The organism is Leifsonia sp. McL0618 (assembly GCF_049994905.1).
Lineage (GTDB): Bacteria > Actinomycetota > Actinomycetes > Actinomycetales > Microbacteriaceae > Diaminobutyricibacter.
Genome location: NZ_CP188258.1, coordinates 803,365 through 820,170, shown reverse-complemented (window position 1 = coordinate 820,170; position 16,806 = coordinate 803,365). Strand labels below are relative to the sequence as shown.

The 16,806-nt window shown below is 61.8% G+C and carries 12 protein-coding genes; 8 read left to right on the top strand and 4 right to left on the bottom strand.

The genetic code is table 11. The features are described from left to right. Positions 1-16: 16 nt before the first annotated feature. Positions 17-1,240, bottom strand: a complete 1,224-nt coding sequence (locus tag ACPPVQ_RS03930; RefSeq protein ID WP_426518840.1) for a mandelate racemase/muconate lactonizing enzyme family protein — start codon at positions 1,238-1,240, stop codon at positions 17-19. Positions 1,241-1,310: 70 nt separating this feature from the next. Then, a complete protein-coding gene (locus ACPPVQ_RS03925; RefSeq protein WP_426518838.1) occupies positions 1,311-2,567 on the bottom strand; it encodes a sugar ABC transporter substrate-binding protein in 1,257 nt (418 codons plus the stop codon). A gap of 149 nt (positions 2,568-2,716) precedes the next feature. On the opposite strand from ACPPVQ_RS03925, the gene ACPPVQ_RS03920 reads away from it, so the two are divergent. The 4 genes from ACPPVQ_RS03920 (at position 2,717) to ACPPVQ_RS03905 (ending at position 7,406) form a co-directional block, all read left to right on the top strand. After that, a complete protein-coding gene (locus ACPPVQ_RS03920) occupies positions 2,717-3,478 on the top strand; it encodes a FadR/GntR family transcriptional regulator (RefSeq protein ID WP_426518836.1) in 762 nt (253 codons plus the stop codon). 342 nt (positions 3,479-3,820) lie between these two features. After that, positions 3,821-4,672: an SMP-30/gluconolactonase/LRE family protein gene (locus tag ACPPVQ_RS03915; RefSeq protein WP_426518834.1), complete on the top strand. Its 852-nt coding sequence runs from the start codon at positions 3,821-3,823 to the stop codon at positions 4,670-4,672. A 17-nt stretch (positions 4,673-4,689) separates the two neighbouring features. Continuing rightward, positions 4,690-6,180 carry an aldehyde dehydrogenase (NADP(+)) gene (locus ACPPVQ_RS03910; protein ID WP_426518832.1) on the top strand — a complete coding sequence of 497 codons (1,491 nt, stop codon included), beginning with the start codon at positions 4,690-4,692 and terminating at the stop codon, positions 6,178-6,180. 44 nt (positions 6,181-6,224) lie between these two features. Then, positions 6,225-7,406, top strand: coding sequence for a mandelate racemase/muconate lactonizing enzyme family protein (locus tag ACPPVQ_RS03905; protein WP_426518830.1), 1,182 nt, complete (start codon positions 6,225-6,227; stop codon positions 7,404-7,406). 514 nt (positions 7,407-7,920) lie between these two features. Here the strand turns inward: ACPPVQ_RS03905 and ACPPVQ_RS03900 are convergent. Beyond that, entirely contained in the window at positions 7,921-10,092 is a 2,172-nt protein-coding gene (locus tag ACPPVQ_RS03900) for a hypothetical protein (protein WP_426518828.1), read from the bottom strand. A gap of 342 nt (positions 10,093-10,434) precedes the next feature. After that, positions 10,435-10,746 carry a hypothetical protein gene (locus tag ACPPVQ_RS03895; protein WP_426518826.1) on the bottom strand — a complete coding sequence of 104 codons (312 nt, stop codon included), beginning with the start codon at positions 10,744-10,746 and terminating at the stop codon, positions 10,435-10,437. Between the two features lie 598 nt (positions 10,747-11,344). Between ACPPVQ_RS03895 and ACPPVQ_RS03890 the strand changes: the two genes are divergently transcribed. The 4 genes from ACPPVQ_RS03890 (at position 11,345) to ACPPVQ_RS03875 (ending at position 16,757) form a co-directional block, all read left to right on the top strand. Continuing rightward, a complete protein-coding gene (locus ACPPVQ_RS03890; RefSeq protein ID WP_426518824.1) occupies positions 11,345-12,892 on the top strand; it encodes a ParB/RepB/Spo0J family partition protein in 1,548 nt (515 codons plus the stop codon). A gap of 399 nt (positions 12,893-13,291) precedes the next feature. Continuing rightward, positions 13,292-14,161, top strand: a complete 870-nt coding sequence (locus tag ACPPVQ_RS03885) for an ArdC-like ssDNA-binding domain-containing protein (RefSeq protein ID WP_426518822.1) — start codon at positions 13,292-13,294, stop codon at positions 14,159-14,161. Between the two features lie 902 nt (positions 14,162-15,063). Next, positions 15,064-15,867 carry an alpha/beta hydrolase gene (locus tag ACPPVQ_RS03880; RefSeq protein WP_426518820.1) on the top strand — a complete coding sequence of 268 codons (804 nt, stop codon included), beginning with the start codon at positions 15,064-15,066 and terminating at the stop codon, positions 15,865-15,867. A gap of 32 nt (positions 15,868-15,899) precedes the next feature. Next, positions 15,900-16,757, top strand: coding sequence for an alpha/beta fold hydrolase (locus ACPPVQ_RS03875; RefSeq protein WP_426518818.1), 858 nt, complete (start codon positions 15,900-15,902; stop codon positions 16,755-16,757). Positions 16,758-16,806 lie beyond the last annotated feature (49 nt).

Here is a 16,806-nt window from a genome sequence, read left to right as displayed (position 1 = left end):
CGTACTGCCAGGACCGTCATCGGGCGATGCTTTCGCGAAGGGAGCTCGACCTGCGCTCGTTGCGCTGATCGAGCAGCACCTCGTCACGCAGTTCGACGCCGTGGCCAGGCCTGTCGGAGCCTGTGACGTATCCGTTACTGATCTCCGGTACGCCGGTGACGAGCTCGCTGTACCAGGTGCGGAGGAACGCCCGAACAGTCTCCTGGACGAGGGCGTTGGGCTGACTCAGGCTGAGGTGGATGCATGCCGCGAGTGTTGCGGGACCGGTGCAGTCATGCGGGGCGATCGGAACACCGAACGTGTCTGCGAGGGCCGCGACCTTCCGTGCCTCGGTCAGTCCTCCGGTCCATTGAAGATCGAGAGTAAGGACATCCACCGCTCCGTCGCGGAGCAACGGCAACGCGCCACGACGACCAACGCTGGTCTCGCCCATCGCGATCGGAACTGCGGTCTCATTGGCAAGATGGCGCAGCGCATCCACCGCATCTGCCCTGATTGGATCTTCGACCCAGAACGGCGTGTACGGTTCGAGTGCAGTGATGATCTTCGCGGCGGTTGGGCGATTCCACAGACCGTGGAGTTCGATCATGAGGTCCATCTCCATGCCGACCGACTCGCGGATTCGCTCGATAATCGAGAGACCCGCATCGAGTTCCTGTTGAGAGATCGCGGTGCCCCCGGATGCTTCCGCCGCCTTGTCGAACGGCCAGATCTTCATCCCAGTGAGCCCTTCGTCGAGCAGTTCACGCGCCAGCTCGCCGGGCCGGGTCAGGAACGATCTCAGGTCTTCATAGCGGGCGAATTCGTGCGAGTCATCACCGATGCCCCAGTTGTCTGACGCCTGGCGCGTGCTCGTCCGCACGTAGTCGGATCCTGCACAGGTGTTGTATACACGGAGCCCACGCTGGTTCGTACCCCCCATCAATTTGAACAGTGGCATCCCCGATTGTTTGCCAAGGATGTCCCAGAGCGCCAGATCGATCGCTGCATTGCCGCGAACCTCAGCCCCGGCGCCTTGGTATCCAAGGTAGGGCGAAAGCGACGTTGAGACGAACTCGGGGGAGATGTCGTCCATTGCGAGCAGAACAGGTGCGGCTGTTTCGTGGATGTACGCTTCAACGGCGCGTGGTCCAAAGAACGACTCGCCGAGTCCGACGACTCCTTCGTCGTTCTTCACCAGGACGAACAGCATGTTCGGCTGAATAGCAGGTCGAACGGTTTCGATTTCGATGATCTTCATCAACTGACCCCTTGATATTGCGAGGACGCGGCCGGCCACAGGAGCACCGGCCGCGTCCTTCGTCGTCGAACTACTTGACGTTGTTCAGTTGCGAAACGACCTGGGTGGCCCCGTCCGATGGTGAAGTTGACCCACCAGCCACCGAGTTCCAGATCTTCCCCATCGTGACGAGGTCGGCGGCGATCTCCGGGCTGTTCGGCCGCGCCTTGAGGGTGGCGACAACACCCGCGAACACCTTCAAATCGGGGTCGCTTGCGACGTACGAGTTCTGCGCCGCGTCCTTACGCGCGGGGAGGCTTCCTGTCGTCTTGAGAATATTGATCTCACTCGATTCGGTCAGAAGCGCTCCCTTAAAGAACTCCCACGTCAGGGCAGCATTCTTGGTCTTTGAACCGATGGAGAAGCCTTCGCCGCCGCCTACGCTGTAGCTGCCAGAGGTGCCCGCGGGGATGGGAACCACACCCCACTTGAAGGGAAGCTTCTTGGCCAGGCCGAGCTGCCAGTTGCCGTTCTGAGTGAATGCGAACTTCCCGCCTGAGAAGTTCTGGAAGGCATCAGCCTGCGTCCAACCTGCGATGTCGCGCGGCACGTAGCCGGCGGCGATCCACTTGTCGAACTGGCTGAAAACACCGTCGACCCCGGACTGAGTGAACGAGCCGTAGTTCTGACCGTCGCCCAGAAGCCATGGGAAAATCTGGAACTCGGACTCGGCGGTTGGAACTGCTGACATTGTGAGTCCCTGATCGCCAACCTTGGCCACAGCCTTGAGGTCTGAATCCAGCTCTGCCACTGTCGTCGGCGGCTTCACCCCGGCCTTGTCGAGCACATCCTTGTTGTAGTAGAGCGCCGTGGTGTTGACATATCCCTGCAGAGAAATGACCTTCGACCCGTTCTTCCAAACCATCGAATCTGGGAACTGCGACGCATCCTTGAAGTCGTTCCAGAACGGCGCCATGTCCGCGAGGATTCCCGACTTCGACAGGTCGGCTGAATCGGCAGGGTTGTAGATGATGCCGTCCGGGGCCCCGCCGCCGACGGCGGTGCCGAGGAGCTTCGAGGAGATCTGATCGTAAGGAACGTAGGTGTAGTTGACGGTGACGTTGGGGAACTCCTTCTTCAACGTTTGCTCGCCGGTCTTGATCCAGGCCGCATCTGCCGGCTGGAGGTAACCCCAGATGTTGATGGTGGTCTTGGTGTCCTTGCTTGGCAGCTGTGTTGACAGACCACCAGCAGACTCGCTGCCGGTCTGAGCGGAACATGCAGTGACAGAAAGGGTGAGCCCGAGAATCAAACTCGCGGCGATCACCAGCCTCTTCTTGGTGCCCATTATTTCCTCCTCGTTGAGATGGACCGCGCCGGCCCAGAAGAAAGCTACCCGATTTCTGGTAAATTGGCAAGACCGGTCTTACCACAGATCGATTCCGCAACTGCGTGGCATCTGGACTGACCAGTCATACCGCCCTCTATTATGGGTGCATGGAGATCTCGCCCACGTCCGACCAACTCGCCGAACAGATGGAAAGCATGCTGATGTCGCCGGCATATCGACACGGCGAAAAGCTCCTGCCTGAGCGCGCGCTCGCGGAACAATTCGGCGTCGGGCGCCCACTGGTTCGGGAAGTGCTCCGTCGGCTTCAAGAGCGGGGCCTCATCACAGTGGTTCCCGGCCGGGGGACGTTCGTGCGGCAGCCTGCATTGACAGAGAGTGGCGGGTCGGTCGACGCGATAGCGAAACGTGGTCAAATCACACCGCGACAGCTCATCGCGGCACGGTCAATGCTGGAGTCGTTTGCTGCCTTCCTCGCAGCACAAAACCGCACCGAGGTCGATCTCGAACGAATGCGCGAGCTTCTTGTCGCCGTCGAGTCTGCGTCAAGTGTGAGCGATGTGGTGCGCGCCGATGTTGCATTTCACGAAGCCGTGGCGATTGCGTCCAACAATCCCGTGATCCAGATCATGTTCGGCTCGATTCGCAATCTCGTCGAAGGCATCGTGATCCGAAGCGTCTCGGACGCTGCCGTGCGCCACGAAGGCGTGCCGTTTCATCGCACAGTCTTTTCCGCGATCGAGGAAAGAAATCCCGAGGCAGCGCGCAGTGCGATGCTTGCACACCTGGACGTCGCCCAACGCCTGTATGGCGAAGACCTAGACCGGCCTCTCTCCGAGGTGGTCGGGTCAAGCGTGCGCCCCGGTCTGAATTTCGGGCTCAGCGCAGCCGACCTGTCGTCTGCACACTAGGAGACGAACCACCGCTCGGGCGAGCGTGGCTGAACGCCCGATTGACGCCAGCCCGAACCGCGCCGATTCAAGCTCTTTCACAACGCTTACAGCACCGGACTCTCCTTCGAGACCCGACCGACCCGCTCGACCTCGACAGGGATCCAGGCGGTCGCTGCAAGAAGTCGCGAGGCATCAGTCGAGGCAACCCACCGCTTCCCGCTGTCCGATGTGATTACGTCCGTCGTTTGGTAATACCGGTAAGGCCGGTATCATCAGACTAGTAGATGCTGCGGGAGATAAGACCATCCCGCGGTGAAGATGGTCTGCGAGGCGGCCGACAAGGAGCAGAGGAGGAGGCCGATGAACCGCATTAATGCTGAGCCTTTCAGCACACCTCTCACCGAGCACGGTGAGGGGCCAGTATGGCTTGGAGAACGCGGCCTGGCAGTGCTCGACATGCTCGCCGGCGATGTCCTGCTCGTCGACAGCGCTGGCCGGTTGACGGATCGTATCCACGTCGATGTCGTCGCCGCCGCCGCTCGTCCACGCAAGAACGGCGGCCTGGTCGTCGGGATCGAGCGCGGATTTGCCTTACTCGACACGAAAAATGTCATCGAGTCACACATCGAGTGTTGGGACGACCGAGACGTTCGCATGAACGAAGGCGCGACCGACCCATGGGGCCGATTCTGGTGCGGCAGCATGGCGAACAATCTCACACCCGGCGCGGGCGCAATGTGGCGGCTCGACCCCGATGGAACGACGCAGCGATTGTTCGATCAGGTCGGTTGCAGCAACGGCCTGGCCTGGAGCGTGGATGGACACTCCGCGTTCTTTGTCGACAGCCTCAGTGACCGCATCGACCGTCTCACATTCTCGCCTGCAGGTGAATTGACAGGTCGAGAGACGCACGTCGATCTCGGTGGAATCGGATTTGCTGACGGGCTCACCGTCGACGCGGAAGGGGGCATCTGGTTGGCGCTTTTCGACGGTGGGCGGCTAGTTCATTTTGATGCCGCGGGCACCGCGGACGCAGAAATCGTCCTCCCCGTGCGCCAAGTCACGGCCTGCGCTTTTGGCGGGGACAACCTCTCGAATCTGTACATCAGTACCTCCCGCTATGCGATGGAGCGCCCTGAGCCGCTTGCCGGCGCACTATTCGTCGCGAGGCCGACAGTAGGCGGCCTGCCCGTTCCGGCGTTTGCCGGCTAACACGAAAGTCGACTGAAATGGAACAGCAAACCCTGATCGAAACAACGGCCGAGCGAGCCGCTACTGCAGCTGGACAATTCGCCGGGACAAACCCTCGGCGGCGTGCTCAAGCATTGGTGAGAATCGCCGATGCCCTCGATTCCAACGCAGCCGAACTGATTCCCATCGCGATGCGCGAAACAGGACTCGGTGAGGCGCGACTTCAAGGCGAAGTCCGTCGCACCAGCAACCAACTCCGGCTGTTCGCTGAAGTGATCGTGGAAGGGGCATACCTCGACGTTCGCATCGATGACGCGGACCCAGAATACGTCGTCGGGCCCCGCCCTGAACTTCGCCGAATGCTACAGCCGGTTGGGCCCGTGCTCAATTTCGCCGCATCCAACTTTCCGTTTGCGTTCTCAGTGGTCGGCGGTGACACCGCCGCCGCACTCGCGGCCGGCTGCCCGGTAATACTCAAAGCCCACTCCGGTCATCCCGAGCTCTCACAGCGGACTGCGCAGATCGTAGTCGAGTCCCTCGCAGCGGCCGGCATGCCGGACAACGTCTTTCAGATCGTCGCCGGCCAGGAGGTGGGCGTCGAGCTCTTGCGTGACAAACGCATTCGGGCCGGATCGTTCACCGGATCCACACTGGTGGGCCGGATCCTCGCAGAGATCGCAGCAACACGCGAACAACCGATCCCTTTCTATGGCGAACTCGGAAGTGTCAATCCCGCCTATGCCACTGTGGGGGCGTTCGAGCTGGACCCCGAGCTCGTGAAAGGGTTCCTTGCATCTGTTGCAGGGTCGGCTGGCCAGCTCTGCACCAAACCGGGCTTTCTCTTTGTACCGGCCCAAGTGGCGTTGGGTGATGTTGCCGCAGCAGTTGGCGCTGTCGCACCGCACCGTCTCCTCAATGTCAACATAGGGAGAGCGTTCGTCGGCCGGCGATCTGAGGTGATTGAAACGCCGGGTGTCACAGTTCTCGCCGAAGGGTCGGTCTGGTCAGACGAGCACGACCAGCAATTCGTGACCCCGACCGTTGTCGAGGTTAGCCTCGATGAATTGTTGAACACCGAAACCCTTCTCGAGGAGTGCTTCGGACCTCTTTCCATCGTCGTCAGGTATGAGGATGTCAGCGACCTCGCCGGTGTCCACCGTCGACTATTCCCCGGCAACCTCACCTCCACCGTCCGGGCGACCGAGTCAGACTGGGCCAGCGGTCAATTGACCGAGTTGATTTCGGCGCTCGCGGAAACGAGTGGTCGAGTTCTTTTCGATGGTTGGCCCACAGGCGTGTCTGTTACCAATGCGATGCAGCACGGCGGCCCGTTCCCTGCGACAACGACCGACGCAACCAGCGTCGGGACAGCCGCGATCGGTCGATTTTTGCGCGGGGTCACCTATCAAAGCGCACCGAACGCGGTGCTCCCCAAGCCTTTGCGTGACGACAACCCCTGGAACGTTCCGCAGCGAAGAAGTGTCGCGGGACTTTCGGCGACCTGGGGAACCCTTCAGGGCACCTACTAGATACAGGTCGATTCGCTCATTCAAGGACATGGAGGCTGAAAAGAATGCGAATTGCTGATATCCGCTGGCACATCTGCGGCGCGGGCCTGCGGAACTGGGTCTTCGTCGAGGTCGAGACCGACACCGGTCTGGTCGGTGTCGGCGAAGCCACGGTCGAAGGCCGCGAGTGGACGATCACCGGGCACTTCGAGGATCTCAAGCGGACACTGATCGGCCGAAGTGCGTTGGAAGTGAACACGTTGCGGCGCGCGCTTACGCGTGATCCATTCTGGACCGGTGGCTATGTCGCAGGAACAGGCCTAGCGGGTGTGGAAATCGCGTTGTGGGACATTCTCGGGAAGCACCTCGGTGCACCGGTTTGGCAGCTCCTTGGCGGGAAGATCCGCGAGAAGGCCAAGGTGTATGGCAATGGCTGGTACGGCGGCCTTCAGGAAATAGACGAGTGGGTTTCAAGTGCTGGCGAGATCGTCGAGCTCGGCTACCGCGCCATCAAGTTCGACCCGTTCGGGCAAGCCGAACACTTCCCTGAACCCGATGAGGTCGACAAGGCGATAGGGATTGTGGACGCGCTTCGGCGCAATCTCGGCAAACACGTCGACCTCCTGATCGAGGGGCACGGCAGGTTCGATGTTCAATCCGCGTTGCGCATCGCCGATCGTCTTGGCCCCTACCAGTGTCTCTTCTTTGAGGAACCCCTACCCCCCAATAACGCCGAAGCAATGGCTCGGTTGGCAGCACGAGCACCAATGCCGATCGCAGCGGGCGAGCGCGCATACTCAAGACTGGACGCCAAGCCTTTGATCGACCGCGGAGCGGTGCACGTGCTCCAACCGGACGTTGTACATGTTGGCGGGATTGCGGAGACTCTCGCGATCGCGGCCATGGCAGAAACGTCGTTCATCGCTGTCGCACCGCACAATCCGAACGGGCCCGTGGCCACAGCAGCATCACTGGTCGTCGACATGATCGCGCCCAACTTCATGATTCAGGAGATGATGGCGCCCTGGGACGTGCCATGGAGACATGAGGTCGTCCGCGGCGGATCCGAGGTCGTTGATGGCTACATCTCACCGTCTGACCGTCCGGGACTCGGAGTCGAACTCGACCTCGTGGAGCTCAGGAAACACCCGTTTGAGCCGCTTGACCTGGCGTTCTGGTCGGCGGGGTCGGTCGAGGAAGATGTCGACCTCCGCAACGTCGGGGCGGACGTCGGTATCTCCCGTTGAGATCGCTAATGGATCAACCGGGTTGCCCGCGCTGAGGGAAGCGGTTTCGCCCGGCGCTCCGATCACTGATCGCCGACAACCTCAACAGTTGGTCGGGCGCGTGACTCGGAATCTCAATGCGATAACTGATGTCGTCGAGGTCCGGAAAGATACATGAGTTCAGGCCCCCGCGAAACGATCCGGGTACGCATCGTTGAACCTGATCATCTCCTTCTGTGGCGGTCGATTTCCTGCGCGCGGCTCATTCCGAGAAGCCCGGCCACTTGAAGGATCGCGCTCATTATCGTCGGCTGCTCCGGCACAGCCTCCAGAGCATGCGGAGCGCCCGCTCACGCATCTCCGGCATTGTTCGTCGTGTTCCATCCCCGCTCGAAGTACGGAACGAAAGTCGGGCGATTCAGACAGCAGTGAGGGCGAGTCGTTTTGGCTGGGTTGACTCGCCCTCACTCTGTGTCAGGTCAGGCTGGGTAACGCAACGCTACCGGGAACCTTGATCTGACTGCTTGCGTGTCGATTAGCGTACGTCGGCACGGTCGATTGCAACGTTGTTCCCTGTACTGGAGGCGTTCTTGGTCATCGTGTTCGTGATGGTCAAGGTGTGCGTGCCGATGGTTAGTGTCGGCGAAGACCAGGCCAAGGCACTTGCGTTCCGGCTCGCGGAGTAGTTGTCCACGGTGACCGGCGCTCCGCCGTCAACCGAGAGCAACATCACGCCCTGGTCTGATGCTTTCGCCGCATACAGGTCGACGCCGGTGCCGTAGAACGTGAATGTTGCTGGAGCGCCACCGGAATTGTTCCAGTTAGCGGTTCCGGTGAACATGTCCGAGACGCCGCCGGTCACACCCCAGTTTGTGCCGTAGCTGAACTGGGAGAGGCCGGTACCAGTCTGATTGCCGTCGACCTGCGCAATCGACGGCGGAACATCCGCGCGGTCGATCGCGATGTTGTTACCGCTGCTGGAGGGATTCTTGGTCATCGTGTTGGTGATGGTCAGCGTGTGTGTGCCGAGCGCAAGGAGGGGGGACGTCCAGGCGAGCGCACTCGCGTTGCGGCTGGCCGAGTAGTTATCTACCGTCAAGGCCGTACCTCCATCAATTGAGAGCGACATGATCCCTTGATCAGCCGCTTTCGCAGCGAACAGCAGAACCTGGTTGCCATAGAAACTGAACGTTGCCCCAGCGCCACCGGTGTAGTTCCAGTTCGCGGTGTTGTTGTACATGTCGGAAACACCTGTGGTCAAACCCCAGTTGGCTCCGTAACTGAAATGGTTCTGACCGGTCGTCGTGTTGCCGTCGACCGCTGACGAGTCCGCATTTCCAGGTAGCAAGGTCACTTCATAGGCGTCGTTCGATGCTGTCCACGGGACATTCAGAGCGATCGAGGAACCGCTCACCGGCACCAAGGCGTTCGACACGGTGATCGGTGCCGAGAGCGAGCCTTGCGGGATCCGCTGCACAATCGCACGGACCAGCCCATTCACTGGGAGATAGCTTGCAGCGGACAGTCCGCTCAAACTGACCGAAAGGGTCCCCGTGAACCCGCTCGGACTGCCCAACAGGATCGACGCCTTATGCGCCGTGTCATCCCGCGACGCGACAAGATCCACGTCGCTCGAGCCGGTACTACTCACGACGGACCCACTCTGATCTGCCCCAGCCCGATACGTCCAGTACTGCCCGCTCGGGGTAAGGAAGGCACCCGCGGGCACCAAGGTTTGGTCAAGCGAAGCGTCACCGCAGCAACTCGACCAGATCGCGTGAGACGCCCACGAGACACTGGAGTGCTGAAGCCGGGCGAGGTACCACGCGGTGTATGCCGGGGTCTGCTGCGACGGCGATAGATACTCGTTGATGTCGAGCTTGACACCCGTGATCGAACGGGCACTCAACAGGCTCTGGGCGGTAGCGGCGTCGGCGACCGGGTCGTTGCTGAAGTGCCAGCTGAGAATGTTCGGCAGCGTTCCCGCCGACTTCGCCTGGTCGAGCCACGCTCCCATCTGACCAGCATTGAAGCTGGGGTTGGAGGGCCCCTCGATCTGGGCCTGAGGATACAGCCCGCGGATCGTGGTCACTGCCGTGTTCCACATTTGATAATACTGGGCCTGACTGCGCGGCCAGAAGCCACTCCCGGCGCCGGGTTCGATCGGTTCGTTCCAAATGTCGAAGCGCACGCTCGAATTCTGCAGACCATCCGCGTTCAATTTCGACACAAGCTCACCGAGGAAACTGACCCAAGAACTGCAATCGCTGTTATCACACGGCTCCGGGATCGAGGAGGCCCGGTCCGGGAACCCATCAGAACCCCACAGATCACTTACGAGCACATCGTAAACCGCGTTATACGGCGCTTTCGTGACACGTTTTGCCTGCGCAGCGGTCATGTTGTAGCGGGGAAGGAAATTCGAGTCACCAAACGCATAACCCTTCTCCCCAGCAACATCAAGCGCCCCACCCCCACGAAACGACGTCGTCGCAAGTGGTTGAAGCACACTATCCGCCGGTGCCGACCCATCCTGACTGAGACCGTAGAGAAACCCCTGGCCCACATGGTTCACTGGCCCGGTCACGGTCGAAAGGTCCACCGACACGCTTTCAGTTGCTGCGGAGGCCGGCGCCACCGCAGTGACACCAGTGACCAACCCCATTACCGCGATAGCAGCCACACCGGCTGCGCGCAATTCTTTCATGACGCTCCCTTGCATCGTTGTGCGGTCAAATGCCCGACATTACCGGCCCGACCGGTAATACCGCAGAATATCGACGAGTAGGCCATATCGCAAGGGAAGCGAAGCCAGACAATCTTGATCGGGGACTGCCGCGTGGATAGGTGACAGTCCCCAGCCACCCCGATGGGGCGAGTGTATTGCGGGGCTTTAGTTTGCTTCGGGCCCGACGCTGGAACTCGTTAGAATGCGCGTTCGATTTGGCGATTACAGACTCGGCTCATCCCATCACCAGCGAGCCGTGGTCCCTCCTGAGGCATTCCCTGCGAAGCGACACACGCCCTCCCCGCTAAGACCGCAGGCTGATTAGTCGAGCTCCACCAGATGTGCTTCGGTCAGCGGAATGCCAGGGACGTGGCCACCATATTCGGCGACGCGTTCCAATGCAACGAAGGGGACGGCGGCGGTCTCCGCAGTGATTGCTGCGAGCCGCCCAATTGGGGACCGCGGGTCCGCGGCGATCGCCCAACCGTCGTTCGCGTAGCGGGCGACTGTGATGACGCAGTCCCGCTTCTCCTCGGCGCTCGGAGCGGAAGAACCGGACACCCCGATCAGTCCACCCTGCAGTTCTGGGCCCATGTTTCTGGTGTCGATGATGAATACCCGCATCTCACTCACTCCCCTGGTCGATCGTTTTTGTTTGCCTTTCCGGCGGGGAGATCGAGAGCGAGTAGGAGGTGCGTAAGTGGAGGGACCGTGGAATACCGGACTGGAGCGCAGCGGAGGGAGGATATGCCGCGAAAGCCCGGAACGGCAGCGCCGGGAACGAGCTACGATCGGACGGCGGAAAGACACACAAAGGCCTTCAGTTCAGCGCCGCCATCGGCGGCTCCATCAGTCGTGAGTCAGCGACGCAAGCTGGCTGTTTCCAGCCGATCTCTTACGCCCGAACCCGCTTATCTGGGATGAGATCGGCTGGCGGCGAAATCCGACACCAGACCCGGTTGTGGCTGCGCATACACAACCCGATCGCCTAAACGCTTGAGTTGAGCCGGGGCGCCGGCGCTGAGCCTATTGGTTTCTTCGCCTGTTCCGACCGCCTGATCATATTCGGGCGCTCCGCCGCCCCCAACGGCTTTCGCGGCATATCCTCCCTCCGTCGCACGCTCCCTCAGTCCGGTATTCCACGACCGCATGGTGTCTCCCCCACGCCCGAACTCGATCTGTCTTGCCGGAAAGGCAAAGAAAACGATCAAGGAACGGAAAGGACACGACCATGTCGAACACCACCAGAAAGACGCCCGCGCGGACTGCCAACGAACCCGCCGATCTCGCGGGCATGATCGCCGCCGGAGCGGTCACCATCGAGATCATCGACGTCGCCACCGCACAACTCGACCCCAACGTCCGCACCGACACCAGCTACAGCGCCGAGTTCGCCGAATCGATCAAGACCGACGGAGTTCAGGAACCCGTCTACGCCCGCCGTGACACGGATGGCACCATCTACATCTGGGACGGGCAGCGCCGAACCCTCGCCGCCAAAGAAGCCGGAATCGGCACGATGCTCGGAATCTTCGGCCTCACCCCAGCATCCGCTGCCGCCTCCAAGCGCATCCTCGACCAGCTGCGCACTTTTAACCGCTCGAACCTGCCCCTCAGCGACCGGATCACCGCCTACGAACAATTGGCATTCGACGGGATCAGCGAATCGGCGATCGCCCGCGCCGCAGGCGAGTCCCGCGACCGTGTGAAGCAGTCGCTGACGGTGGCAAAATCGGACAGTGCCAAACAGGCCGCGATCGACCACGGACAACTCTCCTTGGACAAGCTCATCCTCATCGCCGAGTTCGACGGCGACCCGGACGCCGCCCAACGAATCGCCCTCACCGAGGATGACGACGACCTCGCCTACGTGGCTCAAGAAATCCGCGACGACCGAGCCGTCGCCGACCGGACCGCCACCCTCGCCGAAAAGTTCAGCGAGGACGGCGTCACAGTCTTCACCGAATGGGCCGGTTTCCGCTCCCTGCGGCAGTTGACCGACGCGGCCGATGATGCCGACGACCGACGGCAGCTGACCGCCGACACCCACACCGGATGCGAAGGCCGAGCCGTCTACCTGTCCGTCTGGGGTACCGGAGACAACGACTACCGGGTTGAGGACGTCTGCGCCCAGCCTGACCGGCACCACGAACTGTGGGCCGCATCCGGTCATCAACGAACCAGTTCCGCGCCCGTGGAGGAAACCGAGGAGGATCAGGCAACCCGTGAGCGTGCCGAGGCCGCGACCCGGAAGGCGGAACGGGCGCGGGTCGTTCGCCACAACAAGGCATGGCGCACCGCTGCCACGGTCCGCCGCGACTGGATCACCCAGTTCCTCACCCGCAAAACCCTCCCGAAGGATTCGGCGGTGTTCGTCGCGCTCTCTCTCACCGAGCACGCGCAGTCGATCACCGACTACAAGGCCGGCGACCTGGTCGGGCGCTTCCTCGGCATCACCGAGGACTACTTCGCCCGAACCGCGGCCGCGAAACTCGTCGCGACCGCCCCGACCAGGGCCGGGCACGTCGCCCTCGCCGTGGCCCTCTCCGCGCGCGAAGCGCGCGCCGACGACGTCGACACCTGGCGGCACCCGTCGACGGTTGTGGGCAGCTACCTCCTCCAGTTGGAGGTGTGGGGATACAAGCCCGCTCCGGTCGAACGGATCGCGGCTGGGTATCCCGAGTCCCCCGACACGGATGAGCAGACAACAGACGCCGACGACGAGGCGGTGACTGCCGAACCGGCCGAGCCCGACGCCGCCGTGCCGGACCTCGCCTGACCCCGACCTGGCCGGTGCGTTCCATCGCGCACCCGGCCAGATCGGATCGGGGACCGCTGGGCCGGCCAAACGGCCGGCGCGAAGGCGACCCTAGCCTCCCTCGCGCTCCCTTCAGGATCGTCCATCCGGACGGGCACCGCCGACGGAGCGGCAGCGATCGAGCGCCCTTCGGCCGCAAGGCTTTCTTGCCGACTTCGCCTCACGAGCTTATGCATGCCCAGCCCTCCGGCCGATGAACCCACCAGCCCACCCGCGCGGATGGTTCAGGAAGGTGCTCCGCACCTGCGATCCACACCACCACCGGACCTCTGGCTGCCAGAACCCCCGCCCTCCGGGCCCGGCATGCATCGGCGCACAGCGCCGAAATCGGCAAAAGAACGATAGAGGAGGGAACAGATCATGGGCACCCAGACCAGACAACGTTCAGCAGAAGAACGGGCCGAGCAAGCGAAAGCCCTGCACGCCTCCATCGTGGAGCAAGTCCAGCAACTGGCCGACAGCGGTGAATGGCGTCGATTCCTCGACTTCGCCCGATCCTTCCACAGCTACAGCCTGAACAACCTCCTCCTGATCCTCGCCCAACACCCCGACGCGACAATGGTCGCCGGATTCCGGCAATGGCAAGCCAAGGGCCGCCAAGTACGCAAAGGCGCAAAGTCGATCAAGATCTTCGGATTCCGCGAACAGAAGACCATCCAACCCGACGACGACAACGACGCCACGGAATCGGGAGGGACGGCAGATCACCCTCGCCGCTACTTCCCCATCCTGTCCGTGTTCGACATCACCCAGACCGACCCGATCGACGGTGCCGAGCCGCTGCCAGAGAATCCAACCCGGAACTTGGAAGGCGCAGACGATCACGACGTGCTTGAGCCTCTGACCGCGCACCTCGAAGGGAGCGGATGGGCAATCACCCGTGAACCTCTCGCACACGCGAACGGGTACACCGACCCCGACCGGCACCTCGTCGTCTTGGGTGCAGGTCTCGGCGTGGAGCAAGAAGCCAAGACGCTCATCCACGAAGCCGCACACATCCAACTCGAGCACGTCAATGACCTCGACGAGTACCAGCAGCACCGCGGCCGGATGGAAGTCGAAGCAGAATCGGTCGCCTATATCGTCGCCGGACTCACAGGATTCGACAGCAGCGCCTACAGCATCGGCTACATCACCGGATGGGCCAACGAAGACCTCGACTTGATACGCGATACTGCAGGGCGAGTCCTGAAGGCCGCGCACACTCTCTACGACGCGATCGAATCGTAGAGCCGTGAATCCCTTAGCTTCGGACAGGCCGTAGAGGTTTTTCGCCGTCTGGTTCGGCTCGGCCGGACCAGACGGCGAAACATAAATCCGTCCGCAGCCCAGTTTTGGAGCGTCGACCGTCCCACAAATATCCCAACTCGATGCTGCACGTACTCCCGGCGGGATTCGAACTCTAATCAGAGGCCCCAGAACCAGCGGAAATCCACACTTTCCCTTGAGTTTTGGCGCTATTAGAGCACTCTGTGATCTCACAGAGCCTCCTTCGTTCGCGCACAGTTGTGGGGTTTTTGTGTGGGAACGCCGGCATCCGACATCATTGAGGCTTACGAACCAGACGTCTGCCAGAATCGCTTTTGCCAACGAGAGATTTGAACTCTAATTCGCCCCCTTATGACTCAAGGAAGTCGGGCCACTTCCGCGGAAAATCAAGGAAGTTGGGTATCCGATGATCTCGTTCGATCGAGTTGGATCTTCCTCAGTTGTAGTCAAAATGTAGTCAAACCAGTATTCGCGAGGGTCAGTTTTATACGCGAGTTGCTTATCTGTGCAACTGACGAGGGCCTACGACAGTGGGTCTTGAGTCTTCTGCTCGAGCCGCTCGTCGGGCGTGCTGTCGGCGAGGGCTACGTCAGTTGCAGACCCGCTGTACGCCGTGTGAAACGCACGGAGGTTGTGAGAGTCGGATCTACCTTTTGGGGAAGTCTTCATGACGAGATCGCTCACAGCGAAATGAAAATGGCACCTCTCGGCGGGGTCGATCAAGCGGGGCGACTGACTGGGGGTAACGGGGACAGGGACGGGCACAGCCCGCTCGCTATGGTCTGAAGCGAAGGGCCGCAACGACGTGTCGGGCGATGATCCTGCCATGTCGAGACGGCGCGCCATGCGTTAAAGGAGACCTGATGACTGTCGCAACCCGTACCCATCCCGTGATTTTCATACACGGCCTGTTCCTCCACTCGAATGCGTGGCAACCCTGGATAGATTTGTTCGCCGAGCACGGCTACGCGGCGACGGCCCCTGGCTGGCCCGGCGACTCCGACACTGTCGAGGCGACCCGTGCGAATCCGGATGCGCTGAACAATGTCGGCATCGACGCGATCTGCCACCATTACGCCGACCTGATCGGCGACTCCAACCCGAAACCGATCATCGTCGGCCACTCGTTCGGCGGCCTCATCGCGCAGGAGCTCCTGGCAAACGACTACGCAGCTGCGGCCGTAGCGATCGACCCGGCGCAGATCAAGGGCGCCAAATCGCTTCCGTTTGCCGAACTCAAAACTGGGCTCCCGGTGCTGAAGAACCCCGCCAACAAGAAGCGCACGGTCACATTGACACCGAAACAGTTCCGGTTCAGTTTCGGGAACACCCTCGACGACGACGAGTCGCAATCACTGTACGACCAGTGGTCGATCCCAGGCCCGGGACGACCTCTGTTCGAGGATGCAACGGCGAACTTCTCACGTAAGAGCCCCGCCGCTCTCGACACAGCGCACGTGCGCGGGCCGCTGCTCCTCACCTCAGGAAGCGTCGACAACACGGTGCCGTTGAAAGTGACCAAGGAAGTCTTCGGCCTCTACGCGAGCGGACCGTCTGTGACGGAATTCCACGAGTTCGAGGGCCGTGGGCATTCACTCACGATCGATCACGGGTGGAGGGACGTCGCTGACGTCGCCCTCGCCTGGCTCGACGAGAAAGGCCTCTGAGACCGAAGCGGTTCCAACGAAAGGACATGAACATGCGAACATCCACCCCGACAACATCGAAGAGACGGCGCCTGGTGGCAGCCGCGGCCGCTCTCGGTCTCGCCGTTGCCGCCCTCCTCCCCGTACAACTCGCCTCGGCGCACGAATCGACCATCACCGCCTCCGCGACGAAGCCGACGATCGTGCTCGTGCATGGGGCCTGGGCCGACAGTTCCAGCTGGGCGCCGGTCACGGCCATCCTGCAGGCCCAGGGCTACACCGTCCTCGTGCCGCCGAACGCACTCCGCAGCCTCGCGAGCGACTCCGCAGAACTCTCGGCATTCATCCAACAGGCAACGACGGGGCCAGTCGTCCTCGTCGGCCATTCATACGGTGGGGCGGTCATCACGAATGCCGCGACGTCGGATCCCACGGTCAAGGCGCTCGTCTACGTGGATGCCTTCGCCCCGTCAGCCGGACAAAGCGTCGGCGAGATCGTGGCCGGCTCGACCTCAGCGCTGAATGTCGCAGATCCGACCACGATCTTCAACTTCGTCGCCAACCCGAGTTCGCCTCCCGGTGACGTCGATGTCTATCTGAAGTCGTCGACATTCAACACCGTCTTTGCGCAGGACCTACCTGCGACCGTCCGCGCGGTGCTAGCAAGCGGGCAGCGCCCGATCGCGGTCGGCGCGCTCAGTGAACCGTCGGGCACCCCGGCATGGGCGACGATTCCGAGCTGGTACGTGGTCGGGACCGCCGACAAGGTCATCCCGCCGGCGACGCAACTGCAGATGGCTGCGACAGCCGGTTCCCAGGTCACCAAGGTCGACGGCTCGCACCTGTCGATGCTTTCCAGACCACTTCAGGTCGCCAACGTCATCGTGCAGGCGGCGCACTCTATCCACTGATAACAGCTGCAGGATGGGGGCTACCCGTCCGCGTGAGCGCAGCGCTACC